Below are 24,563 nucleotides of genomic sequence, written 5' to 3' on the forward strand. Positions count from 1 at the left end.
TGCGGGTCCGACGCCGTACCGAGGCAGCGCTCGCCGCAATGGCCGGCGTGGTGATCTGCACGACGTTTGCTGTCGCCGCGCTGGGTGTGGAACAGAATTCGGTCTGGGGCGGCGCCGGCGGGCGAGGTGCAACCGAATCGTTGTGGAGTAGCGCCGGTTGGCTCGCAGCCGTCTTGGCCGGCGGCGCCGCAGCTCATGTCGCCATCAGGCGATGGGCGCCGAACAGCAACGAAACCCTCTTCGGGATCATCGGGCTGCTCATGGGCATCGGCTGGGTTTTCGTTGCGCGAGTCGATGCGTCGTTGGCATCCGAGCAAGCAGTCGCTGTGCTGCTGGGGTTCGCAGCCATTGCCGGAACCTCGATCGCCGCCCGGCGGCTCGACTGGCTATTGGATCGCCCTGGCGCATGCGTCGTCGTCGCTGCCGCACTGCTTGCCGCGGGGAGCTTCTCCGGCGGGGCTGATCTCTCAGCCGGCGCGTACGAACCGCCGCGCCAGTGGCTGAACCTCGGGACGATGCTGAGCGTCCAGCCCTACGGCCTCGCCAAGATCGTCGTGGTCATCGCCGCCTGCGGACTCACGGCGACCGCCCCGCGCTGGCTTCGTCCGCGCTTCATTCCACACCGCCATGTCGCTGGTGCGAGCGCCGCGGCGGTCGGCGCGTGGGCGCTGCTCATCATCGGCGCCGATCTTGCCTCATCGGTCATCGTGTTTGCGGCGGCCTGGCTGCCGCTGTGGCTCGACGGAGACGACCTCGTCGGCAGTGACGTGCCGACCGTTCCCCGGTCGACGCGTGCAACCGCGCTCAGCGGGGTCATCATCAGCTACGCCGTAGGTGTCGTCGTACTCACCACCGTGTACGACCGGCTGTCCGCACAGGTGCACTACTGGCTGAACCCGTGGACCGAAGCTGAGGGCGCGACGGTGGTCGATGCGGCCTTCGCCATCAGCGCAGGCGGCATCAGCGGGGTGGGCCCCGGCCTCGGCGCGCCGCAGCACCTGCATGAACCGCACAGCGATTTCATCTTCGCCGTCATCGCCGAAGAGCTCGGCATCCTGGGCGGCTGCGCGCTGCTTGTCGCGTTCACGCTGCTCATCGGGGTCGGCGGGGGCATTGCTCAGCGCGCGCACCGAACCCATCGACTCCTGGCGGCCGCCGCGACGTCAGTCATCGGGCTGCAAGCACTTCTCGCCATTGCCGACGTGCTGCGGTTGCTGCCGCACACCGTCGGTGCGCTGCCCTTTGTGGCCTACGGACCATTGGCGATGGTCGGCAACTGCATCGCCGCCGGATTGCTGCTCGCCGTCTCCAACGCCAGCGATGCTCCCCGAGCCGAGTCTCAGCAACTGCTGCGCGGTGATCCGTGAGGGGGCGCATCATCCGGCTGACCGTCGCGCTTGCCGCTGGCTTCGCCATCATGCTGGCACAGCTCACCAATCTGGGCTTCGTCTCCGCCGACGGTCTGCGCAGTCACGAGCTCAACACGCGTGCCGCGGCGGCTGCCATCGGCAACCCGCGCGGTGCGATCATCAGCGCCGACGGCGAGGTCCTCGCACTCCCCATCGATCACGACGACACCGGTCAACGACGGCTCCGCGAATACCCGCACGGACCGCTGTACGCGCACGTCGTGGGCTATCTGGGAGCCGCGGCCGGAGCCAGCGGGATCGAGCGCAGCTACGACAGCGAGCTGTCAGGCGCAGCGACTGGCATCGCAGTACAGGAGCTGGCCGATCTGTTCGCCGACAGCAGTCGCGTCGGCGATGTAGTGCTGACCTTGCACCACGGTGTTCAGCTCACCGCGCGTGCCGCGCTCGGCGACCGTGATGGCGCCGTCGTTGTCATCGACACCGCCACTGGTGCTCTCATCGCGATGTGGTCGCGCCCCAGCTTCGATCCCGAGGCACTGGTGTCACCAGCGCCCGGCGCTGTTCAAGCCGGTGCTCGGCTTCCGGTGGCACGCGCCTACCAGCGCCACTACGCCATCGCCGCCGACGAATCACTCGGCAGGGCGGGTGTCGAATTGCTGACGGGCGCCCGCCGAGAGCCTGGTCCGACCGGCGTCGACCTGCCAGGCGAACCGGACGGGACTGAACTGGACGGAACCGACATCGGCAGTGGCGATGAAGCACCGGTGCGGTTGACACCCCTGCAGCTGGCGGCTGCGGCCGCGGCCGTCGCCAACGACGGGATCCGGCTGCGCCCCCACGTCGTGGGCCGCGTCGACGGCCGCTCCACCGACGGTGAACTGGCAACCCCCGATGCGTCGGTCGAGACCAGGCCGCGCGATGCCGGGCGCCTCTTCGACGCTGCCAGCACGCCCGGACTGCTGGCGCGGATGGCCGCTGCAGCGCAGCAGGCCTCCATCAGACTCGAACCAGCCGACGGGGTCCAAGTCACAGCAGCCGTCGCGAATGGCCCGTTGGCTGATCCGTCGGAGGCCGGCACGCATACCGGGAGCTGGGCGGTGCTGCTGACCCCCGCAGATGCGCCCACAGTTGCTGTGGCGGTGCTCATCGAGCCCGACTCCACCCTTGACATCGGCAACGGCCCCCGCAGCGATACCTTGGCAACGATGATCGCTGCGACCGCAGCGGAAGCCACCCTGGCGCTGCGGGCAGTCCCTGACTCTGACCGCCCTTAGCCCGCCCACTTCGCAGTCACCCCGCCGGTCTGACGGCCCGATCTGGCAGCAATTGCCCCCCGCTCATGGCAGACACCGACAACCCAATATTCGGCGGTCGCTACGAGCTGTTCAGCCGCATCGCGCGGGGCGGAATGTCAGAAGTGTTCCTGGGCCGCGACCGCCTGCTCGACCGGCCCGTCGCCGTCAAGGTCTTGTTCCCCGAGTTCGCAACCGATTCGTCGTTCGTCGAGCGGTTCCGACGTGAGGCCCAAGCCGCCGCGAACCTGAGCCAGCCGAATGTGGTCGGCGTGTACGACTGGGGCAACCACGAAGGCACCTACTACATCGTGATGGAGTACGTCGAAGGCCGAAGCCTCGCGGAGGTCATCCGGAGCGACGGCCCGCTGCATCCCGACCGGGCTGCGGACATCGCCATCGACATTGCCGCTGCACTCGCGTTCGCTCACAGCAACGGCGTGGTGCACCGCGATATCAAGCCAGGCAACGTCATGATCACGCAGTCCGGCCAGGTCAAGGTGGCCGACTTCGGCATCGCACGAGCGCTCGGCGGCGGGAACGACGACCTGACCCGTACGGGCTCTGTCATGGGCACCGCCACGTACCTCTCGCCCGAGCAGGCTCAGGGGCTGGAAGCGGATCCGCGCAGCGACGTCTACTCGCTGTCCGTCGTGCTGTACGAGGTGCTGACCGCGGGGCCGCCGTTCACCGGCGACAGTCCCGTCGCCATCGCCTACAAGCATGTTCAGGAAGCGCCGGTCCCGCCCTCGCGCTACAACGCCGACGTTCCCCACGAGCTCGAGGCCATCTGCCTGCGCGGACTCGCCAAGGACCCTGCCGCGCGCTACGGCTCGGCCGCCGAACTGCGCAACGATCTGCTGCGCTTCCGGGCGGGCCAGCCGACCCACGCCGCGGCGACCGACGTCACCGCGTACTTCCCGGCAGTGACAGCCGCCGCGCCGGAGGCCGCAGCACCTGCGCCAGCCGCTGAGCCGGCCGCCGCGCCGTCGCAGGCATACCAACAGCCTCCTCCGGCACCTTCCACGCCGCCCTACGGCCGCCATGGAGGCGGTGCAGGCGAGTACGGCGCGGCGCAGTACCCACCGCAGTACCCGCAGGCTCCGCCGCCTGGCGCTGTCGAGCCGCCGGATCGCACGCCCATGTGGATCACGCTGCTCGTCATCTTGCTGCTGGTGATTGCGGGGCTGGTGTTCCTGCTGGTCAACGACCGTGGTGAGCCGGGCGTGGTCACCGCACCAGAGAGCACCTCCGATGTGAGGCTGAGAGTGCCCAGCGTGGTGGGTCTGCACTTCACCGAGGCTGAGCGCGAGCTCGCCGATGTCGGCTTCGAGCACGTCAGCATCGAATTCTCCGAACGCGACGACGTCGACGAGAACATCGTGTTTCAGCAGAATCCGCGCGCTGGGCTGCTGCTCGCCGAACCCAACGATCCCGACAATCCGATCACCCTGTTCGTGGCAGCGCCTCGCACCCTGATCCTGCTGCCCAACGTGGTCGGACGAACCTATGACGAGGCCGAGGCGATGCTCGTCGCCGCGGGCTTCAGCGTCGAACGCATCGACGTCCGCAACGACAATCTGGCGATCGGACTCGTGACGGAGCAGAGCATCCCGAGCACCGAGCAGCGTCCGGCAGGCACGATCGTGACGTTGACGGTCTCCGCGGGCCGGGGCGAAGTCGAGGTGCCGCGACTGGCCGGACAGACGATCGACGACGCCAGAGTCACGCTGGCCCGCCTCGGGCTCGTCGACCGGGTGGAGCGTGAGTTCTCTACCGAATTCGGCGCGGAAACCGTCATTCGCAGCAGCCCTGAAGCTGGGGCCGCCGTGGAACGCGGCAGTGTGATCGCCCTCGTGGTGTCACAAGGTCCCGAGGAGCTTGTCGTGCCATCGCTCGCCGACCTCGGCACAGCCGATGCAGATGCCGTGCAACAGGCGCTGGAAACGCTCGGATTCGCTGTGCGGCGCGTCGTGCAAGAGAGTGAAGATCCAGAGGTGAATACTCGGCAGGTGCGGGAGCTGAGCCCCGTTCCCGGTACTCGGCAGATCGCCGGGTCCGAGGTCATCATTTTCTTGCTCACGCCCCCCACCATCGCCACGGTTCCCAGCCTGCAGACCCTGGGGACCTTCGAGCCCAACGAAGTCGCCGCCGCAATGACCGAACTGGGCTTTACCGTCGACCAGCGAACTCAGCCAGTCCCGCAAGGCGATGCCGGCGACGGCCAGGTCATCGCTCTCGAACCGGCTCCGGGGACGAGCATCCGAGTCAACTTCGAGAGCGTGACACTCGTCATCGGAGAGGCAACGGCAAGCTCGCCGGACGTGCCGCCGAACGAAGACGAGCCCGAATCACCATCCGAGGGCGCCGCAAACGGGTCCTGAGGGCGCTGCGCTCAAGAACCCGCGCAACGCAAGTGATCTCGCCGTCATCGCGACAGCGGGCATCTTGACCGCATACCACTAGGTTGATCGGCCATGGCCCGACCCCGCAAGACCAGCCGCATCACGCCCAAGGGCACTCGACCGCAGAACGCGCCAGCCCAGCAGCACAGCATCGGAAGCGATGCCCCTCAGAGCGCCTCGTGGTTCGGTTGGCTGATCGTGGCGCTGCTCGGGGCGGGCACAGCGGTGATCGTGGCGAACTACATGAGCTGGCTGCCGGGCAGTCCGGCGAGCGCGTGGATTGCCGTCGGCTTGGCCATCGTCTTGGTGGGCATCCTGCTCGCCACACGCTGGCGGTAATCACACGTATGTGACTTTCCCCAGTCTGTGGAAAACCTGTGGAACTGCCGCCTTCGCTGCCGGTTCATCTGTGGCTCGCCGGGTGAGCTCCTACTCGTCGGCGTTGGCGACGAGATCCATGTCCTCGCTGCAGCAGCGGGGCGGCTCCGGGTGCTGCACCGGAGCACGCGTCATGCGCATCTCAGTACCGCAGAGACTGCACCGGTAGGTGAGGCGCACCCGTCGCAGCTCTCCTGGCGGGGGCGGCGGGGGAATCGGCCTCGAGAACGTGGCCATCATTCGCAGGCCAAGCCGGTACACGATGTAGATGAACACCAGCGAGAGCGGCACGGCCAGCCACAGGCTCACGGCATCACGCTAACGGTGCTTGTGACATTGTTTGTCTGTGCGGCCTTCTGGGACTGAACCGGGAGACTTTGTCGAGTACGACATGGATCTCTACGAAGCGCAGCGGCGCAGCGCAATGCGGGCTGCGCTGGAGGCCAGCCGGGCTGAACTGTCGGCAGAGCTCGGCGTCGAGCTCCGGGTTGCCAGCGACGGCAACGAGCTGGTGCTGGTGGACGCCGAGGGGGTTCGCTACCGGGCGAGCCTGAACCCCCGGGGGCGGCTGGTGCTGACCGCGGCGCGGAAGGCGAGCTTGCTCTAGCGAGACGGTGCTGCCCGGAAGGCTCGTTCGAGCAGCGACGACGGCGCTGCCGGTTCGGGCTCTTGCTGCGACATCTCGGCCGGCTCGGGCCGGGACCGGGGCGCAAAAAGCGGCGCAGCGCTCTCGGCGGCGGCGCTCGGCTCAGACTGGGCCACGACTGGCTCCGGTTCGGGGGCCCGCTGATCATCGAGCACCCAGCCAACCGGCACCTTGATCCGGTTCGCATGGGCCCGGCACAGCGGCATGATCATGTCGCGCTGGCGGGAAGTGCCAGCAATGGTGGCGGCGTCGAGGTCGTAGAGCCACGCCCTCGTTCCCGGCACGTCGTAGCCCAGCCCTGCGGTGGCCATCTCGGTGCACATCCCTCGAACACACTGCAACATGGCCTTCGAAGGTACCGGCGCGCCCCTGTCCGAGAAGGGATAGGCGGTCCGCTCTCGAGTCCGCAGCCCGGTGCCGCCGAACCGATCTCGCTAGGGTTCACTGCGCCAGAAGCAGACCTGCAGCTGGCGAGCACACGAGGGGAGCAGCTGTGGTTGGCGGAGCATTGAAGTCCGCGAGCATGGACGATTTCGATCTTCGGATGTCCACCGAGGTCGAGCCGCTGTACGAGGCAGTCAAGGCGTTCATCCGCGACGAGGTCGACCCCATCACCGAGGAATTCCACCGGATGGGCGAGAACCGCGAAGACCGCTGGAGCTGGGCACCCGGCCAGCTCGAGTTGCTGGACGGCGCCAAGGCCAAGGCACGTGAGCAGGGACTGTGGAACTTCTTCCTGCCCGACGCGGACACCGGCGAAGGGCTGAGCAACCTGGACTACGCCTACATCGCCAACGAGCTGGGCAAGAACCGGCTCGCCTCGGAGTGCCTCAACTGCTCCGCGCCCGACACCGGCAACATGGAAGTGCTGGAGCGGGTCGGCACGCCTGAGCAGAAGGCGCAATGGCTGGAACCGCTGCTCGAAGGCAAGATCCGCTCCGCCTATGCCATGACCGAACCGGCGGTCATGAGCTCCGATGCCAAGCAGGTGCAGACCAACGCCGTACTCGACGGCGACGAGTGGCTGATCAACGGAGAGAAGTTCTACATCTCGGGCGCCGGCGATCCCCGCTGCAAGATCATGATCACGATGGTTCGCACCAACCCCGACGCGGACACCTACAAGCAGCAGTCGCAGATCCTCGTGCCGATCGACACGCCCGGAGTCGAGATCCTGGGGCCGATGCACGTCTTCGGTGCCGACGACGCTCCCCACGGGCACATGCACATCGTGTTCGACGACGTGCGCGTACCCAAGGACAACATCCTGCTCGGCGAGGGCCGCGGCTTCGAAATCTCTCAGTTGCGGCTGGGCCCGGGTCGCATCCACCACTGCATGCGCTCGATCGGCTCGGCCGAGAAGGCCATCGAGATGATGGTCGATCGGGGTGTGAATCGGGAAGGCTTCGGCAAGAAGCTGATCAACCTCGGCAAGAACATGGAGATCGTGTCGCGGTCACGTATCGAGGTGGAGGCGATGCGGCTGATGGTGCTGCGGGCAGCGAAGGCCATGGACACGCTCGGCAATGCCGAGGCCCGGGTGTGGGTCAGCGCCGTCAAGGCGATGGTGCCCGAGAAGTGCTGCGACATCATCAACGAGGCCATCCAGATGCATGGCGCGGCCGGCGTCTCGCAGTGGTTCCCGCTGGCCGACATGTGGCATGCGCAGCGCACGCTGCGGCTGGCCGATGGGCCAGACGAGGTGCATCACCACGTCGTGGCTCGGGCTGAGGTTCGCACTCGCGAGTCGGAGCGGGCCATGGGGTTCGCTGCCGATCACACGCTGGACGGGCCTCGCCAGCCTGCAATGGCCTTCTCTGGCCCCTGACCGCCTCCGCGACCGAGGCGAACAGAGGCATGGCCTCCGTGCTTCAAACAGATGAAGCGCTTCGTGCGCAATCTGGATGTGCGAGGGGCGCTTCATAACTGCGCGCGGAGGCCATGCCTCCGCCCGCCTCTCGTATCGTCGGGTCTCAGGCGTGGGTGGGGTCGCCGAGGTCTTGGAGGGCCCAGTCTCTGAGTTCGACCTTGCGGATCTTGCCGGAGGGGGTGGCCGGCATTTCTTTCACGAAGATCACGTGGCGGGGGATCTTGAAGCTGGCTATTCGGCCGCGGCAGCGGTCGATGAGCGATTCCGGGGTGATGTCTGTTGGGGCAGTCTCCGTGAGCTGGACGAAGGCGACCGGGACCTCTACGAGGCGGGGGTCGGGGTAGCCGACCACGGCGATCTGCTCGATGCCGTCGACTTCGAGCAGGTACCCCTCTACTTCGGCGGGTGAGACGTTCTCGCCGCCTACTTTGAGCATGTCCTTGTGGCGGCCGATGAAGACGGCGTGACCGTCGGGCCGCATCCGTGCGATGTCGCCGGTGTCGAGCCAGCCATCGTCGCCGAGCACCTCGGCTGTGGCCTCGGGGCGGCGCCAGTATTCCTCCATCACCGTATAACCCCGCACGAACAGCGCTCCTGGCACATCGGGCGCGCACTCTTCGCCGGTTTCCAGGTCACGAATCTGGTACTCGATGCCGTCCATCGGGTAGCCCGAGGCCTCTGTTCGCTGTTCAACGGTGTGGGTGGGATGGCTGCAGCTAACGAACGCCCATGACTCGCTCATGCCCCAACCGGAGATGGTCGGGCAGAACACCTCCTGCGCTCGACGAGCAATGGGGGTCGACGACTCCATGCCAGCGGCCAGCGTTCCCATGCGCAGGCTGGACACGTCGCGGGGGTGCTCGTCTTGAGCCCGCAGCAGGTCGCCCCAGTGCGAGTCGAACCCATGCAGCACCGTGCCGCCCCGTGACTCCACTTCTGCCAGCACCGCTGCCGGGTCGAAGACGTCGAACAGCACCTGGCAACCGCCGGTGAGCACCGACTGGATCGAGACCTCGCCGTAGCCGAACAGGTGGAACAGCGGCAAGTAGCTCATGTGAATGTCGTTGGCGGTGTGACCCAGCAGCATCGAGCGCTCACGACTGTTGCGCAGCGGGCGGTGGGTGTGCACCACACCCTTGGGATGACCGGTGGTGCCCGAGGTGTACGCCAGCATCATGCGGTCGTCGACGGTCACGCTGGCGGCGCGCTCTGCCAGCTCATCGTCGGAGACGCTCTCCCCCGCGGTGAGCAGATCATCCCAGCTCATCGCATCGGCCAAGGCGTCGTCACGATCTGCGCCGGTGAATACCAGCCGTTCCAGGTGGCCGGCTGCGGTGATCTCCGGGTAGGCCTCGCAGAGCATCTGGCGATAGTCGATCGGGCCGGATTGGTCGATCGAAATCATGAACCGGCTCTCCGACTGCGCCACCGTGTACGCGACGTCGTCGGTCCGGTACCGAGTGTTGAGCGGCACAATGCAGCCGCCCACCTTCGGGATGGCGTACTGCAGCCACAGCCACTCGGGCAGGTTGGTCATCCACACCGCCACGTGGTCGCCGATCTGGGCGCCGAGCGCCATCAGCCCCTTGGCCACCCTGTCCACTTCGACGGCAAAATCGGCGTACGTCCAATGGCGGTCGCCGAAGACCACCGCCGGGCGGTTCCCCCACTTGCGGGCCGCCCGGTCGACGGCGTCGCCCAGCAGCAGCCAGTCGTAGGTCGCGTTCGCAGCCATCGCCGCAGCGTATGCCAGCGATCCCTCCCTACGCCCAGTCGGCCCGCTACACGCCGAAGCAGCGGGGGCTACGTTGAGCGGGTTCGTGCCCCCGCCTGAAGGAGACCCCGAAGTGGAATTCGATCTCATGACCGGCTCATCCACCTGGGGCGATGCGGCCGACCTAGCCCGCAAGGTGGAGGGCGCCGGCTTCTCCGGGATGCTCTACACCGAGACCGGCCAAGTGCCGTGGATGCAGCTTGCTGCGGCCGCCATGGCAGCCCCCAGCCTGACTTTCACCACCGGCATCGCCGTGGCGTTCCCCCGCAGCCCGATGGTGTCGGCCCAGATCGCCTGGGAACTGGCCGGCGAGACCAACGGCCGCTTCCGACTGGGGCTCGGCAGCCAGGTGAAGGGCCACATCGTGCGGCGCTATGCGGCTGAGTTCGACCGGCCAGCGGCACGCATGCGCGACTACGTGGGAGCAGTGCAGGCGTGCTTGCGTGCCTTCCGGCGGGAAGAGAAGCTCAGCTACGAGGGCGAGTTCTTCAACCTGAGCCTGCTGCCGGCCCAGTGGGCGCCTCGCAGCCACGACTACGGCGACGTGAAGGTCGACATCTCCTCGGTTGGGCCGATCATGAACGGCGTGGCCGGCGAGGTCGCCGACGGCGTGCATGTCCATCCGATGCACACCATGCACTACATCCGCGAGCGGCTGCTGCCCGAGGTGGCCCAGGGCGCCGAGCGGGCCAGCCGCGACGTCGACGAGATCGACCTGATCGTGCCGGTGTTCGCCGCGCCAGGCGACTCCCCCGAAGAGCTGGCGCCGCTCGTCCGGCGGGCCAAGACGCAGATCGCCTTCTACGGCACCACGCCGAACTACTCGTTCCAGTTCACCGACCTGGGGTACGAAGGCGTGACCGCCGCGCTGCGCGAGCGCATGGCCGCGGGCGACATCGCAGGCATGGCCGACTGCATCACCGACGACATGCTGGAGCACTTCGCGCTGGTTGCCCCGTGGAACGAGATGGCGGACCGGTTGAAGGACCGCTACACGGGCACCGCCAGCCGGGTCGTCATGTACCTGGCGGAGGAGCAGATCCGCAAGGACCCAGACATGGTCCACAAGTGGGGTGACGTGGCGCAGGCCACGCGCTCCTAGAACGCATCCCGGCCGAGCACTTGACGACAGGAGACAACGTGAGCGACCCAGACAGCACAGCCCGGGTGGCCCTGGTGACGGGCGGCGGCAGAGGCATCGGCCGGGAGATCTGCCTGGGGTTGGCTCGAGCTGGCCAGAAGGTGGCCGTGGCCGACCTGCGGGTTCCCGAGGCCACCGAGACGGCCACCACGATCAACGCCGAAGGCGGTACGGCGATCGCCGTCGAGATGGATGTCGCCGACGCTGACGCTGTCTCGGCAGGCCTGACGTCGGTGACCGACGAACTGGGATCGGTCGAAGTGCTGGTCAACTGCGCGGGCTGGGACGTGCTGACACCCTTCGTGGCGACCGACGAGGACTTCTGGGACCGGATCATCGAGATCAACTACAAGGGCCCGCTCCGCACGACGCACGGCTGCCTGCCCGCCATGATCGAAGCGGGCTTCGGGCGGATCGTGAACATCGGCTCCGACGCCGGACGGGTGGGCTCCTCGGGCGAAGCGGTCTACGCAGGCGCCAAGGGTGCCGTCATCGCCTTCACCAAGACCATTGCCCGCGAGGTGGCGCGCCGCGGCATCACGGCAAATGTGGTGTGCCCGGGGCCGACGGATACCCCGCTGCTGGAAGAGATCGCCTCGGCCACCGACACGAGCGACAAGATCATCGGGGCGATGGCGCGGGCCGTGCCGATGAAGCGGATCGGTCAGCCGCATGAGGTGGCGGCGGCGGTGGTGTTCCTGTGCAGCGAGGAAGCGGGTTACATCACTGGCCAGACGCTGTCGGTCAGTGGTGGGTTGACGATGGCTTGAACTTTGCGCCCGCTGCGGAGGCGGCAGGGGCCCTCTGCTCCGGGAATCCGGCAGGTTCCAACCTCGCAGAGTTCCCCTGCCGCCTCTGCAGCTCTGGCATTTGTGCCTTTGCCTTCGCGTCCCTAGTCGGGTGGTGCCGTGGCGATGGTGTTGCGGCTGTAGAGGTCGGTGATTTCGGCTGGGGTGTAGCCGAGTTCGGTGAGGATGTCTTCGTTGTGCTGGCCCAGTCTTGGGGGCGGGCTGAGAGCGGCTGGTGTCATGTCGAATCGGAACGGCATGCCGGGGAAGAGCTGCGGCTGCTCGCCGGGGCGTGCGTGGTCGACCATGAGGCCGCGAGCAGCGCTGTGGTCGTCGTTGACGATGTCGGCGATGGTCATGACTGCTGATGCTGAGATGCCTGCTGCTTGCAGTTCAGCGGCGGCCTCGTGCTTATCCCGGGTCGCTGTCCAGCGTTCGATCACGGCGTCGATGACGTCGTGGTTGGCATGGCGTGCCGCCGCGGTCGTCCAACGGGGCTCGCACTCGGCGTCGCCGAGCAGCTCAGCCAACGACTTCCACGTCGCGTCGTCATCGACCGTCAGCGTCAGCCAAGCGTCGTCGCCGCGGCACCGGTACACACCCGCCGGTGCGGCGTCCGCAGTACGCGCACCCCGGCGAGGCGGGTGAGGCGCGCCGGGCGGGCGCATGGAGGCTTCGACGAACTGGTCGCCTGCGACATTGATCGCAGTCTCGAGCTGTGACAGATCGACACCGACAGGCTCGGCGGTACGCCAGTGCTGCCACAGGGCAGCCAGTGCGATGACGGTGCCGTGCAGGCCGCCGACGACATCTGGGAATGCGATGCCCTGCTTGTAGGGGCCCGAGTCCGGGTAGCCGGTGGCGGACGCCAGGCCCGAGGCGGCATCGAGCACCGGACCCCAGCTGATGCGCTCGGCGTCGGGTCCGGTGGCGCCGAAGCCGGACATGTCGAGCGTCACGATCGCCGGATTCATCTCGCGGAGCTCCGCGCGCGTGATGCCAGCCGATCGAACGCCGCGGGGGCTGTAGTTGTTCACCACGATGTCGGCCGTCTCGACGAGCTTGCGCAGCACATCTCGCCCGCCGGGCGCCTTCAGATCCAGGCACAGGCCGCGTTTCGAGCGGTTCATCTTGTTCCAGTGGCCGAGCCGGTTGAACCAGTCGTCGCCGGGATCGTTGTTCAGGAAGATCCCGTTGCGCGACAACGGACCGGGAAGCTGTCCCCATTCCCAGCCGCCTCGCTCGGCCAGGATCATCTCGGCGGGCGGCATGGCGAGGCCTCGCGCAGTGGGGTGTTCGATCTTGATGACATCGGCACCGAGATCGCCGAGCATCCGGCAGACCAGTGGGCCTGCCCAAGCGATCGTGAACTCGATCACCCGCACGCCCGCCAGCGGCTTGGCACCAGCGGGCCAGCTCCTTCCATCCGACGCGGTGCCGTCGAGACCCGTCCCGAGTGCCGGCGCACGCCGGAATGGCGGCGTCGCACCTTCGATATGTGCCGGCGGCCCGGGAAGTCGCGCCGTCGGCACGCCGCCAGCGCCCGGTTCGTCCTGCCGGGCATCGCCGACTGGCGCGTGAGCGGCGGCGAGGTGGGCCCAGTAGCCGCGGGCGGCGAGCTGCGGGCTGGCCAGCATGTCGTCGAGACTGGCCACCGGTCCGGAAGGAACCTGGTTGGCCTGCAGGTCGGCGACTGCTTCGGCGACCGTTTTCGTGGCAGCCCAGGCCGAGATGATCTCATCCAGCTCATCGGCGTGGTCGAACCGCACTGCCGGGACATAGAAGTCGTCGCGGGCCAGCAGCTCCACCTGATCCATGGCGATGCAGAAGCCTTCCCACTGGTGGATCGAGACAGCCGCGATGCAGACCCAGCCGTCGATGCACTCATAGAGCGCCAGCGGGTGGTGCTGCTCGCCGAAGCGATTCCCCCACCGTCGCTTGTTGACGCCGTTGTGGGTGTAGAGACTGAAGCTCCACTGGTGAGCGTTGGCGAGCGCCTCCAGCGCTGAAATCTCCACCAGATCGCCTCGGCCGGTCGCCGCCGCGTGCACGAGCGCCGCCTGGATGCCGATGGCGGCGGTCGCGCCGACCAGGTGCGTGAGCCACGGACCGCCGCCCGGCAGCGGGTGCCGGTCAGGCTCGCCGTTGAGGCTCATGTGCCCACCCAGCGCCCAGTGCTCGAGCGGACCCGCACGCCACGCCGATTTCGGCCCGGTGAACCCGTACGGAGTAATGACAGCCGCCACCAGCCGGGGGTGCGCGTTGCGGGCCGATGCGATCTCCGCCCGGGCCGGAGTCAGATCCCCATGGACGTCCAGCACCACGACATCGACGTCACGAGCCAGCTCGGTCAGCGAGGTGCCAGGATTCACCACGACGCTCGCCGTGTTGGCACGCAGGTACTCCCACGCCACGGAAACCGGTCCAGCGCGGGTATCCACCATGCGTGACCGGCGCAGATGCGAACCCTCCAGTGGCTCGCCGACAACCACTTCAGCACCGGTCATCGCGAGCAGTCGGGAGCAGTATGCGCCAGCGCGCCCGTCGCTCAGATCCAATACCCGAACGCCTCGCACGTCACCCCTGCATCGCTGTCGGCCCAGCGGGCCCGGATCGTACCGACGCCATTGGGCGCCCGCCGCGGAAGCCGTTCGCGACGACGGCGCTGTCGCGCTAGGCGCCGTAGTCGGGGTCGCGGCGCTCGGCGAAGGCGCGCAGGCCCTCCTTCGCATCCGCCGAAGCGAACGCAGCCCGTGTGTATTCCTGGTAGAGGCGCAGGCCGTCAGCCAGCGACATCTCACGGCCGCGCAGGGCCATCTCCTTGGTCATGCGGATGGCAGCGGGCCCGTTCGCGGCGATCTGGTCGGCAATGCCCCGAGCGGTCGACTGCAGGTCGACCGGAGCGGTCATCTCGCTGACCAGCCCGATGCGCAGCGCCTCGGCGGCGTCGATGAACGAACCGGTCAGCAGCAGCCGCATCGCGTCGGACGAGCCGATCAAGCCCGGCAACCGCAACGCCCCGTAGCCGTGCAGGATGGCCCAGCGCACCTCCGGGCAGCCGAACTGCGCCGTGCTGTCGCATACCCGGATGTCGCAGAACAGGGCCAGTTCCAGGCCGCCCGCCAAGCAATAGCCCTGGATGGCGGCGATCGTGGGCTTGGCCACCTCAAGCCCGATGTCAAACCGGTCGGGGCGCCACGGCATCCACGCTTCCCGGTCGGCGAACTCGCCGAGGTCGTGACCCGAGGTGAACGCCCGCCCGGTCCCGGTGACGATCGTGCACCGCACCGCGGGATCGGCATCGGACGCCAGCAATGCCGCTCCGATGGCTTGATACATCTCATCGGTCATCGCATTGAGCTTGTCGGGCCGGTTCAGCGTGATCGTCGCCACGTGCCCGTCAACCTCGTAGGTCACCTCGTCCATAGCCCGCTCCTTAATTCGCTTGGCGAAATGGTTGCACAGTGAGAGGATGCACTGACCAATGACAACGACACTGATGGCACTGGTGATGTCCAAGGGCTACGTCGTGGCCGACGGCGCCATGGGCACGCAGCTGTTCGCGGCTGGGCTGTCGGCAGGGTGGTCGCCGGAGGAATGGAATCTCAGCCACCCCGATGAGATACGGGCCGTCCACCGGGGATACCTCCAGGCCGGCGCAGACCTGATCGTGACCAACAGCTTCGGCGGCAACTGCTTCAGGCAGAGCTTGCACGGCTTCGAAGGGCGGGTGGACGAGCTGAACCGGGCCGCTGCGCACATCGGCCGGCTCGAGGCCGACGCTGAGATGCAGCGGTCAGAGCGGGAGGTGCTCGTAGCGGGCTCCATGGGGCCCACCGGCGAGCTGCTCGAACCCCTCGGCACCATGAAGGCGGGTGCGTGCGAAGCTGCATTCGCCGAGCAGGCTGCTGGGTTGGCGGCGGGTGGCGTCGATCTGCTGTGGATCGAGACGATGAGCGCCCTCGACGAGATCGAGGCTGCGGTTCGTGGTGCACGCTCGGTGTGCGACTTGCCGATCGCTGCCACCATGAGCTTCGACACCGCCGGCCGCACGATGATGGGCGTCACCGGCAGGGAGATGGTTGACCGCCTGGGGGCGCTGCAGCTCGCGGCTATCGGCGCCAACTGCGGGAACAACGTGCCCGACACCGAAGCGGCGGTCATCGCGATTGCCAACGCCGGCAGCGGCACGCTCACCGTGTCGAAGCCGAACGCCGGCGTGCCTGTCTGGCGCAAGGACGCGTTGGTCTACGACGGCACTCCCGAACTGCTGGCCGTGCATGCACACCGCGCCCACATATCGGGCGTCGACGTGATCGGCAGCTGCTGTGGCAGCACACCGGAGCACACCGCCAAGATGGTCGCTGTGCTCGCCGGCGAGGAAGCACCGCCGTCAGTCGAAGTGACCCTCAATCCCAAGACCGCCCTCGACGAACGCTTGGTGCGACGACGGCCGCGCCGACGCCGAGACCGCGGTTGAGGCCGACCGTATGTCGCTGCGCCCACCGGCCCGCAGCAGATGCACTCGATCGCGATGACCGCAGACCGTGACGTGGAGCTGAGCGACCCGTGGCAGGCCATCGAGGCGTGCTACGAGGCCGGCTGGACCGACGGGCTGCCTGTGGTGCCGCCGACCGAGCCACTGGTGGATGCCATGGTGGCAGGCGGCGTGTGGGATGCCGACGCTGTCTTGCTGACCGAACCGGCACGCGGCCTCGAAGTCACAGCCCGCAAGGCCGCAGCCAACGCGGTGATGGCCGGGTGCCGGCCCGAGTACTTCCCGGTCGTCGGCGCTGCACTCGCTGCCATCGGTGCCCCCTCCTTCGAACTGCACGCCGTATCGGCCAGCACCGGCGGCGCTGCCATCCTCATCGCGATCAACGGGCCGATCCGTGACCAGATCGGCATCCACTGCAAGGAGAACCTGTTCGGGCCGGGATTCCGCGCCAACGGCACCATCGGCCGTGCGGTGCGGTTGGTGCTGAGGAACTGCCTCGCTGCCATTCCCGGCAAGCTCGACAAGAGCACCCAAGGCTGGGCCGGAAAATACGCGATGTGCTTCGGGGAGGACGAGGCCACCAGCCCGTGGGAGCCATACCACGTATCGCTGGGCTACTCGCCGGACCAGAGCACAGTCACCGTCATGGCCGCCGAGTCGGGCCACAACGTGCTGAACCACGCCTCGCCCGATGCCGAAGGCCTGCTCGGCACGTTTGCCGACACCATGTCGGCGCTCGGATCGCTGAGCTCGGGGCGGTCGCTGGTGGTGTTCGCTCCGGAGCACGCTCGCAAGCTCGGGGCCGCCGGTTGGAGCCGACCACAGGTCCAGGAATACCTGTTCAGCCACGCCACCCGCACCTATGCCGAAGTCAAGCGGGGCGGCAAGGTCGAGGCCGCGGGGAACGTCTCGGGATTCCATCCCACCCAGTGGATGGAGACCAGCCCAGAGGTGCAGCCCGGTGACGAGGACATCACGGTTCCCCGCGGGACGTGTCCCGACGACATCGCCCTCATGGTGGGCGGCGGCGACGCCGGCGGCCACTCGTCGTTCTTCCCGACGTGGAGCCGCGACCGCAGCGTCCCGCTTATCACCCAGGAGATACTCACGCCATGACCGTCACCCTGGTGGACCCGACGCTGACGCCATCCGGCGACGCGGCAGCGCTCGCCACCCGTCCCGCCTCCCTGGAGGGTGCCGTCATCGGGCTCGTCAGCAACGGCAAGACCCACGCACCTGGGATCCTCCAGCGCGTCGCTCAGAACCTCATCGAGGCACATGGCGCCCGCGACGCCGTGCTGATGCTCAAGCCCACCGCCAACCTGCCGGCTGCGCCCGAGGAGGTGGAAGCACTGGCGGCCGACGTCACGGCGATCATCGCCGCTATCGGCGACTGAGGCAGCTGCTCGTCGAGCAGTGTGCTCGACGCCGTGAACTTCGAAGCACTGGGTGTGCCTGCCGCGGCCATCCTGACCGAGCCGTTCGCAGCCACCGGCACCGCCATAGCCGAACTCCAAGGGTTCGCTGACTACCCGTTCGCCACCGTGCCGCACCCCATCGGCAGCCTCACCAAAGCGCAGGCAGACGTCCTTGCCGACGCCGTCACCGCGACCGTGCTGGGCCTGCTCACCGCCCTTGATGCCAGATCAGCCCTCGGCGACGAATCATCCGGCGCCGATGCCCAGCTGCCACGCGGTGACGAGCTGACCATCACCGGCGCAGCGGAATCACAAACAGCCGGGTTCGCGCCCGCCGACGTCGTTGAAGCCCTGGCCGCCGTCTTGCGCGCCGATCGTGCCGACCTCACTGCCTCCATCACGGGGCGACACATCACGCTCAGCCTCCACATTCCCGACGAAGCCTGTGCTGAGTGCGTCCTGCCAGCGTCAACGCTCGTGCCCATGTTCCAGCACCGATTCGACACCGCGCTCGGCCCAGGCTGGACGATCACCCTCGACGACCCCCGCGAGCCTGAGCACAGCGGTCCCGTGCACGACTGACCCAGTCCGAACCCGCCATTTCCGCGTGCGATCTAGGGTGAACCCATGAACGGTCAGCTGCTCGCGGGAACTACGAAGGGTGTCTTCATCGTGGACGGCGCGGGGTCCGCACAGACGCTCGAAGTCCGGCACGTCCGCGACCTCGTCAACCTGGACGGGCGCGTGCTCGCGGGATCAGCCGGTGGCCTGTTCACCAGCGATGACGGCGGTCGCACCTGGTCCGGACCTCAGCTCGAAGGCCGAGACGTGTGGCAGATCCGGGCGGCCAGCGACGGCCGGCTGTACGCCAGCACCGAGCCGGCCGCCCTGTTCCGCAGCGACGACCAGGGCGTGACCTGGTCTGAGATCGAGGCGTTCGCCGGCCTTCCCGAAGCCGAGCGCTGGTGCGTGCCGATCGAGCCTCCCCAGCCGGGTCGAGCCCGTGCTCTCGTCATCGACGAGGGCGACCCCGATCGCATCTGGGTCGGCGTCGAAGTCGGCGGCGTGGCACGAAGCACCGACGGCGGGCAGAGCTGGAAGGTCGACCTTCCCGGCGACAACCCCGATATCCACATGATGTTCGCCCATCCGGCCGAGCCGGGCGTGCTGTTCACCAGCACTGGCTACGGCCGCTTCGACGGTGTCGCCGAAGAGCTGGAAGGCAACGCCGGCGTGTTCCGCTCCGACGACTACGGCGAGACATGGACCTACGCGTGGAAGGGTGTGACCCCCCGCTACTCGCGGCCGCTGTGCATCGACCGCCGCGAGCCGTACAGCGTCACCGTCGCCAGTGCCCCCACGGCCTTCTCCCATTACAAAGACGACGGCGGGGCACAGGCCGCCCTCTATCGATCTGACGACCACGGCCAGTCGTGGCGGTCGCTCTGCGACGAGGCCCACTCGCCGTCGCCGGTCAATTTCCATGGCCTCGTCCCCGACCCGGAGAACGTGGGCGGCGTGCTTGTCGGCACCGACACCGGCGAGGTGTGGCAGGTGTCCGACGACGCCCAGTGGACCGAGCTCGGATCGGGCCTCCCGCTGGTCTGGTCGCTGGCGGTGGTCTGACGCGTCCCCAAGGGCCAAGAGCACTGCGACGTCGGCGACGCTGGAGACCGAACGCATGAACGATCGCTACGGCCTCGAACTCAGCACCTCGTCCGCCAGCGCGCGTGACTCCTATGTCGAGGGCATCGATCGGATGCTGTCGGCAGAGGCCGGGGTCGAAGAGTGCCTGTCGGCGGCAATTGCAGCAGACCCGGATTTCGCCCTTCCCCATGCCGCTTTTGCACGCCATCACCAGCTCTACGTGCGGCCCGCCGAGGCTCGGGCCTCTGCAGAGACTGCTGTTCGGCTGAGCCACGGGACGACACCCAGGGAACAGCAGCACGTCGAGATCGTCCGCCTGCTCGTTGCCGGCCAGGTGCCCCAGGCACTCGACCTCATCCGTCAACACATCATCGACTACCCACGGGATGCGTTCGCTCTCGCACCTGCCTGCGGCGTGTTCGGCGCCATCGGCTTCAGTGGCCGCATCGGCAGGGAAGCCGAACTGCTCGCGCTCCTCGAGCCGCTGGCCACGCACTATGGCGACGACTGGTGGTTCGCCACCGTGCATGCCTTCGCCCTCATCGAGACCGGCCAGTGGGATCGGGGCCGGCAGCTCGCAGAGCATGCGCTCGGACAACGCCCGAGCACACCCCACGGTGCCCACACGCTGGTCCACGCGCTCTTTGAAGCCGGTGCTGATGACGAAGCGGTCGATTTCCTCGATGGGTGGCTCGCCGAATCCAGCCGGGCGAGTGTGCTGCACTGCCACATCTGGTGGCACTACGCACTGGTGCTCATGGCGGTCAGCCGCCATGACGATGCCTGGCAGGCGTTCCGCGACAACTGCCTCCCCGGGGCCACAACCAGCCCGCCGATCACGGTGTTCTCCGATTCATCGTCGTTCATGTGGCGGTCAGAGCTGGCCGGCAAGCCTCGCGATCGCGACGCCTGGCAGCGGGTGCGCGAGTTCTACGAAGAGCGCTTCCCGCAGCCCATGGTGTTCGTGGACGCCCACGTCGGTCTCGTCTACGCCGTCCTCGGCGAGACTGCACAGCTGCAGGCATGCATCGCCCAGCTGCAAGAACTCGGCGAGGCTGCACAGCTCCCCGCCGGGACCACTGGGGCCAGCCTCACCCGGGCATACGCGGCATTCGAGAACGGCGACTGGGCGACAGCCATCGATGTTCTCGAGCCGCTGATCCCCCAAGTCGTCCGCATCGGCGGCAGCCGGGCGCAGCGCGACCTGATGACGAACACACTGCTCGCCGCCTACGTCAAGGCCGATCGTCCCGACGACGCCCGCGCCTTCCTCGAACGCGTCACTGATCGGCAGCCTTCACGCCCGGTCCAGGGTCTCGTGGCCGCCTGACCCGGATCTGACACCTGGCTGGCCGGACCGCGAACTCTCGGCCGGCGGCGCTCAGAATCCGTGCCAGCCGTCGGCCGCCGCCGATTGACGTATCCACGTCTCCATCTGAGCAGCGTCGAACTCGTCCTCGCCGATGTCCACCCAGCGCGAATCAGGGTCCTTGCCCGAGCCAGGTGGCACGGGCTGCAAGGACATCCCGTTCAGAAACGTCACCTTGACATAGCGCGTGAACGCGTGACAGCTCGCGAACCAACCGCGCCCCTCGACGCCGTAGAAGGGCGAGTTCCATCGCACCGCTTTGCGCACGTCCGGCACGACGCGCTCAATGAGATCATCAAGTTGGCGAGCGATGACGCCCTTCCATTCCGGCATCGCCTCGATATAGGCCTGCACTGGGCCGTCGCCGTCGCCCTTGGGTATCTGTGGGTTGCCGCCAGCCAGCAGCTTCGGCCCCGGACCGTCGGACATGGTGGAGCTGACGGGACTCGAACCCGTGACCCCCTGCTTGCAAAGCAGGTGCTCTTGCCATCTGAGCTACAGCCCCGCAGATCGGAGGCTTGAGGGTACCGGCCGGTCCAGCGAGCGAATCAGGGCGAGCCGGGCTGTTCAGAGGGCGGCTCAGCCGGCGGGGTCGTACCCCTCGGCCACCAGCAGCCTGGACTTCAGTGCGCGGCCACGAAGCTCGGCGAGGGCGGCGAACTCGGCCGAGGCAGCGAAGGCGTTGGCCGCCGAACGGCTGTCGAACTCCATGATGACAAGCCGGTCCGGTGCCCAGTCCCCCTCGACGGCCTCCGGGTTGCCGCCACGCACGACGAACCGTCCGCCATAGGCGGCCATTGCGTCGGGAACCTTCGCGGCGAACTCCGCGAATGCCTCACGGTCGAGTATCTCGTTGTCGATGACGACGTAGCCCTTCATGCCTGCTGTCCCCTTCCAATGAGTGCGCAGATTCGTGCACGCACGCTATTCGACGCCGCATTGGCCTCGGGCCAGCCTGATGCGTTGCTGTCAGGCCGCAGAGCCTTCGACTTCCACGGTGACGACGTCGATGCCGTGGTACCTGCGGTGGCGGACGGCCGCGGCATGCAGCCGCAGCAAGCGGAACGAAAGGTCACCGACATCAGGCGTGGAGGCCTGCTCGTTGAGATACGAGATCCGGTCCTCGATGTTCTCCTCGGAGAACAGCGCCAGAAATTCCAGCTCAGCTGACGCGGTGCCGGGCCGAGCGTTCAGCACCACTCTCGGCGGCACATCACCCGGATTGTCCTCGAGCAGCTGCATCATCGCCGTGAGCGTCTCTTCCCCGGCGGCACGCAAGCGCTCGACCGATGCACTGTTCCATCCCATGCCGTCGCCCAGCGTGCGCAAGAACCCGTCGAGGTCAACGAACGCCGAGCGGTCCAGCACTGTCTCGAAGCGCTGGCGCCGTGCGCTCGTCACCTCGAACACTCCAGTGAGCAACACGGCGATGCCCACGCCGACGAGTACGCCGTTGCCCAGGAGCGCCGCTACCGGACCGCCGAGGAGATCCAGGAAGCTCGGCTGGCTTTGCAATCCGACAGCGACCGAGAGCGACAGCCCCACGATGAAGCCGCGGTGGCGGCTCAGGCCATCGCGCGTCACAGCCCGCACACCCTCGATGAAGAGCAACCCCAAGATCGCCATCAGCAGCGCTCCGCTGACGGGGCGGGGAATGGTGATCAGCGCAGCGACCGCCTTGGGCAGCAATGCCAGCACGATCAGCATCGCGCCCATCAGCAGACCGACTCGGCGTGCCGCCACCCGGGTGAAGCTGAGCAGCGAGATCGTGGCCGGAAGGTACGAGATTGCGGGCAGGGTGCCGGCGATTCCCGACAGGAACACCGCCAGGCCGCCCACGCCGACTGTGCGCTGCACACCGCGGAAGTCCACGGCGCGCGCCGTGCTGTGGGAGATCTCCTGAACCGATACACCTTCACTGGTGGCCCGGGCCGCCACCACGGCGCTGATCACCAGAAACACCGGCAGCAGCGACCAATAGTCGGCATCGGCGATGGAGGCGAATCCGGGCCAGCTGCCGACATCGGGGAGGTCGAGCCATGGAGCGTTGCGTGCCGGCTGGACGTCGTACACGCCCAGGGCGACAGATCCGGCGCAGCCGATCACGATGGCGATCGGCATAGCCCACAGACGCCACAGCCCGGTGGCCCGCAGCATCGCCAGCGCGGCCACCACCAGCGTGGTCACCCCGACTGCGGTGCCGGCCAGCTCGGAAGCGCCGTCGGGTACGTCGCTGATCCGTCGCATGGCGATCGGCATCGCCGACAGGGAAATCATGATGAATGCCACACCGGCGACGACCGGCGTAATCAGCCGCCGCAGCCGTGCCAGCCCTGCTGCCATGGCGAGCTGCAGCAATGACGAGGTCACCGCCAGGCTCGCAGCCAGTGCCGGTCCGCCCGCCTCGACGGCGAGGATGCACGGGACCATGAAGGGAATGCCCGATCCCCACAGCAGGAGATACCCCGGACCCAGGCGTGATGCATGGAGCGCAGTGAGGACACCGGCCACCGCCAACGAGCCGACCACCGCCCACTCGGCGTAGCTGCCATCGTCGTCGAAGGCGGCGGAGTAGATGACGATGAACGTGACGACGTTGGTGACGATCAGCACCGCTCCCTGGAACGCCACGTTGAGCGTCAGCAGCGCGGGCGGGCGTTCGTCTGGTTCGAAGCGAATGTCGTCGTTCACGGGCACCGACCGATCTGCGGACCACGGTACTGACAGGGCAGGCTTGCATCTGAGTGTCCGACACGACGAGCCTGCCGTCCGCCAGCGAGCCAGCGGAGACCGCGACCCCGTGGTCGGTCGCGGCGGCGGCTTTCGCTGCGAACTTCGTGACGTTCGGAATCCTGTTCTCATTCGGGGTGTTCCTGACACCCATCGCCGAAGACTTCGGTACCACCACCGGACCCGTCGCCGCGCTGTTCTCCACGGCCATCAGCACCTACTACCTAGGCGGTGCCATCGGAGGCCGCATCGGCGACCGGTTCGGCGCTCGCCCGCTGGTGGCCATTGCCGCGCTTGCCATGTCGCTGGGCCTGCTCGGAACGGCCGCCTCGGGAGCGCTGTGGCAGACCTATGCCGCCTTCGGCGTGCTCGTTGGCCTGGCGACCGGGTTCTGCTACCCCTCGATGATCGGGCTGATCGGCCGCAGCTTCAGCGAACAGCGCCGTCCGGCGGCGATGGGCTTCCTGCTGGCCGGCGTCGGCGCCGGAACGCTCGTGATGCCGTGGCTGGGGCACCAGCTGATCTCGGCAATCGGGTGGCGCTCGACGTATGCCCTGCTGGCCGCGCTGGCCTTGGTGACCATCGGTTGGGCTGCAACACGGGGCGACCGGGTGCGCACCTCGGGCGCACGGCTGATGCGCGTCGGCACGCTGGCGCGGTCGCCCCGTTTCCTGCTGTTCTTCGCGGCGGTCGTCGCCATCGGGCCCGGCTTCTACGCGCCGGTCGCGTTCTACAACGACTACGCCGTCGACGCCGGGGTGGCGCCCGGGCTGGCTGCCGGGCTGGTCGGCATCTCCGGGGCCACCAGCGTCGCTGCACGCCTGGCGTGCGGCGCATTGGGGAACCGCATCGATCCCATGTGGCTGTGCCGGGCCGCATTTGCCTGCCTGACCGGTGCCCTGGCGATCTGGTGGATCTCAGGCGGCGATGTCGCGCTGCTCATCACGAGCGCCGTGACGCACGGCGTCGGCTGGGCGGTGTGGGTGACCGCCACGCCCTCGGTGCTGGCGGGCTGGTACGGCGTGGAGAACCTCGGCGGGGTCATCGGCATCTACTACACCGGGCTCGGGGTGGGCGGGCTGGTCGGCCCCGCAGTGTGCGGATTCGTCATCGATGCCGCCGGATTCGGGCCTGCCATCGGCCTGGTCACCGTGACGAGCCTGATTGCGCTCGCCTTGCTGGCGCTGCCGTTGCTCGGCACGTCCTCCGCTGCCGGCTCTGCCTCTTAGGCTCCCCC

At 67.8% G+C, this 24,563-nt stretch carries 22 protein-coding genes and 1 tRNA gene; 14 read left to right on the forward strand and 9 right to left on the reverse strand.

Annotated elements, in window-relative coordinates; translation table 11 throughout:
• Positions 1 to 38: 38 nt before the first annotated feature.
• The 4 genes from ACOGI5_RS04785 to ACOGI5_RS04800 all read left to right on the forward strand — a co-directional run bounded on the left by ACOGI5_RS04785 (position 39) and on the right by ACOGI5_RS04800 (position 5,406).
• Positions 39 to 1,367 carry an FtsW/RodA/SpoVE family cell cycle protein gene (locus ACOGI5_RS04785; RefSeq protein ID WP_419863322.1) on the forward strand — a complete coding sequence of 443 codons (1,329 nt, stop codon included), beginning with the start codon at positions 39 to 41 and terminating at the stop codon, positions 1,365 to 1,367.
• A complete protein-coding gene (locus tag ACOGI5_RS04790) occupies positions 1,364 to 2,644 on the forward strand; it encodes a penicillin-binding transpeptidase domain-containing protein (RefSeq protein WP_419863323.1) in 1,281 nt (426 codons plus the stop codon). The genes ACOGI5_RS04785 and ACOGI5_RS04790 overlap by 4 nt, the downstream gene beginning before the upstream one ends.
• Positions 2,645 to 2,709: 65 nt before the next feature.
• Positions 2,710 to 5,046: a Stk1 family PASTA domain-containing Ser/Thr kinase gene (gene pknB, locus ACOGI5_RS04795; protein WP_419863324.1), complete on the forward strand. Its 2,337-nt coding sequence runs from the start codon at positions 2,710 to 2,712 to the stop codon at positions 5,044 to 5,046.
• Positions 5,047 to 5,139: 93 nt separating this feature from the next.
• Complete coding sequence (locus ACOGI5_RS04800; protein WP_419863325.1) at positions 5,140 to 5,406, forward strand: cell division protein CrgA; 267 nt, start codon at positions 5,140 to 5,142, stop codon at positions 5,404 to 5,406.
• Between the two features lie 90 nt (positions 5,407 to 5,496).
• Here the strand turns inward: ACOGI5_RS04800 and ACOGI5_RS04805 are convergent, their stop codons facing one another.
• On the reverse strand, positions 5,497 to 5,754 hold the full coding sequence (locus tag ACOGI5_RS04805; RefSeq protein WP_419863326.1) for a hypothetical protein: 258 nt from the start codon (positions 5,752 to 5,754) through the stop codon (positions 5,497 to 5,499).
• A 37-nt stretch (positions 5,755 to 5,791) separates the two neighbouring features.
• On the opposite strand from ACOGI5_RS04805, the gene ACOGI5_RS04810 reads away from it, so the two are divergent.
• On the forward strand, positions 5,792 to 6,052 hold the full coding sequence (locus tag ACOGI5_RS04810) for a hypothetical protein (RefSeq protein ID WP_419863327.1): 261 nt from the start codon (positions 5,792 to 5,794) through the stop codon (positions 6,050 to 6,052).
• Here the strand turns inward: ACOGI5_RS04810 and ACOGI5_RS04815 are convergent.
• Positions 6,049 to 6,435 (reverse strand): DUF3499 family protein, encoded by a 387-nt coding sequence (locus tag ACOGI5_RS04815; RefSeq protein WP_419863328.1) that lies wholly within the window; start codon positions 6,433 to 6,435, stop codon positions 6,049 to 6,051. The two genes, ACOGI5_RS04810 and ACOGI5_RS04815, sit on opposite strands and share 4 nt — an antisense overlap.
• 179 nt (positions 6,436 to 6,614) lie before the next feature.
• Between ACOGI5_RS04815 and ACOGI5_RS04820 the strand changes: the two genes are divergently transcribed.
• The gene (locus tag ACOGI5_RS04820; protein ID WP_419863329.1) at positions 6,615 to 7,919 is read left to right on the forward strand and encodes an acyl-CoA dehydrogenase family protein; all 1,305 of its coding nucleotides are present in this window, start codon (positions 6,615 to 6,617) and stop codon (positions 7,917 to 7,919) included.
• A gap of 145 nt (positions 7,920 to 8,064) precedes the next feature.
• Here ACOGI5_RS04820 and ACOGI5_RS04825 read toward each other — a convergent pair whose 3' ends face one another.
• Complete coding sequence (locus ACOGI5_RS04825) at positions 8,065 to 9,696, reverse strand: class I adenylate-forming enzyme family protein (protein WP_419863330.1); 1,632 nt, start codon at positions 9,694 to 9,696, stop codon at positions 8,065 to 8,067.
• Between the two features lie 112 nt (positions 9,697 to 9,808).
• Between ACOGI5_RS04825 and ACOGI5_RS04830 the strand changes: the two genes are divergently transcribed.
• Positions 9,809 to 10,837: a TIGR03617 family F420-dependent LLM class oxidoreductase gene (locus ACOGI5_RS04830; protein WP_419863331.1), complete on the forward strand. Its 1,029-nt coding sequence runs from the start codon at positions 9,809 to 9,811 to the stop codon at positions 10,835 to 10,837.
• A 38-nt stretch (positions 10,838 to 10,875) separates the two neighbouring features.
• Positions 10,876 to 11,646, forward strand: a complete 771-nt coding sequence (locus ACOGI5_RS04835) for an SDR family NAD(P)-dependent oxidoreductase (protein ID WP_419863332.1) — start codon at positions 10,876 to 10,878, stop codon at positions 11,644 to 11,646.
• A gap of 122 nt (positions 11,647 to 11,768) precedes the next feature.
• On the opposite strand, the gene ACOGI5_RS04840 is transcribed toward ACOGI5_RS04835, so the two are convergent.
• Both ACOGI5_RS04840 and ACOGI5_RS04845 read right to left on the reverse strand, forming a co-directional pair.
• Entirely contained in the window at positions 11,769 to 14,396 is a 2,628-nt protein-coding gene (locus ACOGI5_RS04840) for a CoA transferase (protein WP_419863333.1), read from the reverse strand.
• Positions 14,338 to 15,090 (reverse strand): enoyl-CoA hydratase/isomerase family protein, encoded by a 753-nt coding sequence (locus tag ACOGI5_RS04845; protein WP_419863334.1) that lies wholly within the window; start codon positions 15,088 to 15,090, stop codon positions 14,338 to 14,340. The genes ACOGI5_RS04840 and ACOGI5_RS04845 overlap by 59 nt, the downstream gene beginning before the upstream one ends.
• Before the next feature lie 58 nt (positions 15,091 to 15,148).
• Between ACOGI5_RS04845 and ACOGI5_RS04850 the strand changes: the two genes are divergently transcribed.
• Genes ACOGI5_RS04850 through ACOGI5_RS04870 form a run of 5 tightly spaced genes read left to right on the forward strand, consistent with a single transcriptional unit; the run spans position 15,149 to position 20,557 of the window.
• Complete coding sequence (locus ACOGI5_RS04850) at positions 15,149 to 16,144, forward strand: homocysteine S-methyltransferase family protein (protein ID WP_419863335.1); 996 nt, start codon at positions 15,149 to 15,151, stop codon at positions 16,142 to 16,144.
• A 54-nt stretch (positions 16,145 to 16,198) separates the two neighbouring features.
• On the forward strand, positions 16,199 to 17,278 hold the full coding sequence (locus ACOGI5_RS04855) for a hypothetical protein (RefSeq protein WP_419863336.1): 1,080 nt from the start codon (positions 16,199 to 16,201) through the stop codon (positions 17,276 to 17,278).
• Positions 17,275 to 18,162 (forward strand): UGSC family (seleno)protein, encoded by an 888-nt coding sequence (locus ACOGI5_RS04860; protein ID WP_419863337.1) that lies wholly within the window; start codon positions 17,275 to 17,277, stop codon positions 18,160 to 18,162. The genes ACOGI5_RS04855 and ACOGI5_RS04860 overlap by 4 nt, the downstream gene beginning before the upstream one ends.
• Before the next feature lie 45 nt (positions 18,163 to 18,207).
• The gene (locus tag ACOGI5_RS04865; RefSeq protein WP_419863338.1) at positions 18,208 to 19,206 is read left to right on the forward strand and encodes a WD40/YVTN/BNR-like repeat-containing protein; all 999 of its coding nucleotides are present in this window, start codon (positions 18,208 to 18,210) and stop codon (positions 19,204 to 19,206) included.
• Positions 19,207 to 19,261: 55 nt separating this feature from the next.
• The gene (locus ACOGI5_RS04870; protein ID WP_419863339.1) at positions 19,262 to 20,557 is read left to right on the forward strand and encodes a tetratricopeptide repeat protein; all 1,296 of its coding nucleotides are present in this window, start codon (positions 19,262 to 19,264) and stop codon (positions 20,555 to 20,557) included.
• 51 nt (positions 20,558 to 20,608) lie between these two features.
• Here ACOGI5_RS04870 and ACOGI5_RS04875 read toward each other — a convergent pair whose 3' ends face one another.
• The 4 genes from ACOGI5_RS04875 to ACOGI5_RS04890 all read right to left on the reverse strand — a co-directional run bounded on the left by ACOGI5_RS04875 (position 20,609) and on the right by ACOGI5_RS04890 (position 23,287).
• On the reverse strand, positions 20,609 to 21,025 hold the full coding sequence (locus ACOGI5_RS04875; RefSeq protein WP_419863340.1) for a DUF1801 domain-containing protein: 417 nt from the start codon (positions 21,023 to 21,025) through the stop codon (positions 20,609 to 20,611).
• Positions 21,025 to 21,101: transfer RNA gene (locus tag ACOGI5_RS04880), tRNA-Ala, on the reverse strand. The genes ACOGI5_RS04875 and ACOGI5_RS04880 overlap by 1 nt, the downstream gene beginning before the upstream one ends.
• Before the next feature lie 74 nt (positions 21,102 to 21,175).
• Positions 21,176 to 21,475, reverse strand: coding sequence for a DUF1330 domain-containing protein (locus tag ACOGI5_RS04885; protein WP_419863341.1), 300 nt, complete (start codon positions 21,473 to 21,475; stop codon positions 21,176 to 21,178).
• A gap of 90 nt (positions 21,476 to 21,565) precedes the next feature.
• Positions 21,566 to 23,287 (reverse strand): solute carrier family 23 protein, encoded by a 1,722-nt coding sequence (locus ACOGI5_RS04890; RefSeq protein WP_419863342.1) that lies wholly within the window; start codon positions 23,285 to 23,287, stop codon positions 21,566 to 21,568.
• Positions 23,288 to 23,340: 53 nt separating this feature from the next.
• Here ACOGI5_RS04890 and ACOGI5_RS04895 point away from each other — a divergent pair, with 53 nt between their 5' ends.
• Positions 23,341 to 24,555 (forward strand): MFS transporter, encoded by a 1,215-nt coding sequence (locus tag ACOGI5_RS04895; RefSeq protein ID WP_419863343.1) that lies wholly within the window; start codon positions 23,341 to 23,343, stop codon positions 24,553 to 24,555.
• The last annotated feature ends 8 nt before the right edge of the window (positions 24,556 to 24,563 follow it).

This window comes from Candidatus Poriferisodalis sp., assembly GCF_965208925.1.
In the GTDB taxonomy this organism is placed as follows: domain Bacteria; phylum Actinomycetota; class Acidimicrobiia; order Acidimicrobiales; family Poriferisodalaceae; genus Poriferisodalis.

Excerpts from the sequence above, each read along its gene's own strand:
- ACOGI5_RS04845 (WP_419863334.1), bottom strand. The coding sequence starts at position 15,090 with ATGGACGAGGTGACCTACGAGGTTGACGGGCACGTGGCGACGATCACG.
- ACOGI5_RS04850 (WP_419863335.1), top strand. The coding sequence starts at position 15,149 with ATGACAACGACACTGATGGCACTGGTGATGTCCAAGGGCTACGTCGTG.
- ACOGI5_RS04800 (WP_419863325.1), top strand. The coding sequence starts at position 5,140 with ATGGCCCGACCCCGCAAGACCAGCCGCATCACGCCCAAGGGCACTCGA.
- pknB (WP_419863324.1), top strand. The coding sequence starts at position 2,710 with ATGGCAGACACCGACAACCCAATATTCGGCGGTCGCTACGAGCTGTTC.
- ACOGI5_RS04885 (WP_419863341.1), bottom strand. The coding sequence starts at position 21,475 with ATGAAGGGCTACGTCGTCATCGACAACGAGATACTCGACCGTGAGGCA.
- ACOGI5_RS04865 (WP_419863338.1), top strand. The coding sequence starts at position 18,208 with ATGAACGGTCAGCTGCTCGCGGGAACTACGAAGGGTGTCTTCATCGTG.
- ACOGI5_RS04785 (WP_419863322.1), top strand. The coding sequence starts at position 39 with ATGGCCGGCGTGGTGATCTGCACGACGTTTGCTGTCGCCGCGCTGGGT.
- ACOGI5_RS04820 (WP_419863329.1), top strand. The coding sequence starts at position 6,615 with ATGGACGATTTCGATCTTCGGATGTCCACCGAGGTCGAGCCGCTGTAC.
- ACOGI5_RS04815 (WP_419863328.1), bottom strand. The coding sequence starts at position 6,435 with ATGTTGCAGTGTGTTCGAGGGATGTGCACCGAGATGGCCACCGCAGGG.
- ACOGI5_RS04825 (WP_419863330.1), bottom strand. The coding sequence starts at position 9,696 with ATGGCTGCGAACGCGACCTACGACTGGCTGCTGCTGGGCGACGCCGTC.
- ACOGI5_RS04870 (WP_419863339.1), top strand. The coding sequence starts at position 19,262 with ATGAACGATCGCTACGGCCTCGAACTCAGCACCTCGTCCGCCAGCGCG.
- ACOGI5_RS04855 (WP_419863336.1), top strand. The coding sequence starts at position 16,199 with ATGACCGCAGACCGTGACGTGGAGCTGAGCGACCCGTGGCAGGCCATC.
- ACOGI5_RS04840 (WP_419863333.1), bottom strand. The coding sequence starts at position 14,396 with ATGCGAAGGAGGGCCTGCGCGCCTTCGCCGAGCGCCGCGACCCCGACT.
- ACOGI5_RS04875 (WP_419863340.1), bottom strand. The coding sequence starts at position 21,025 with ATGTCCGACGGTCCGGGGCCGAAGCTGCTGGCTGGCGGCAACCCACAG.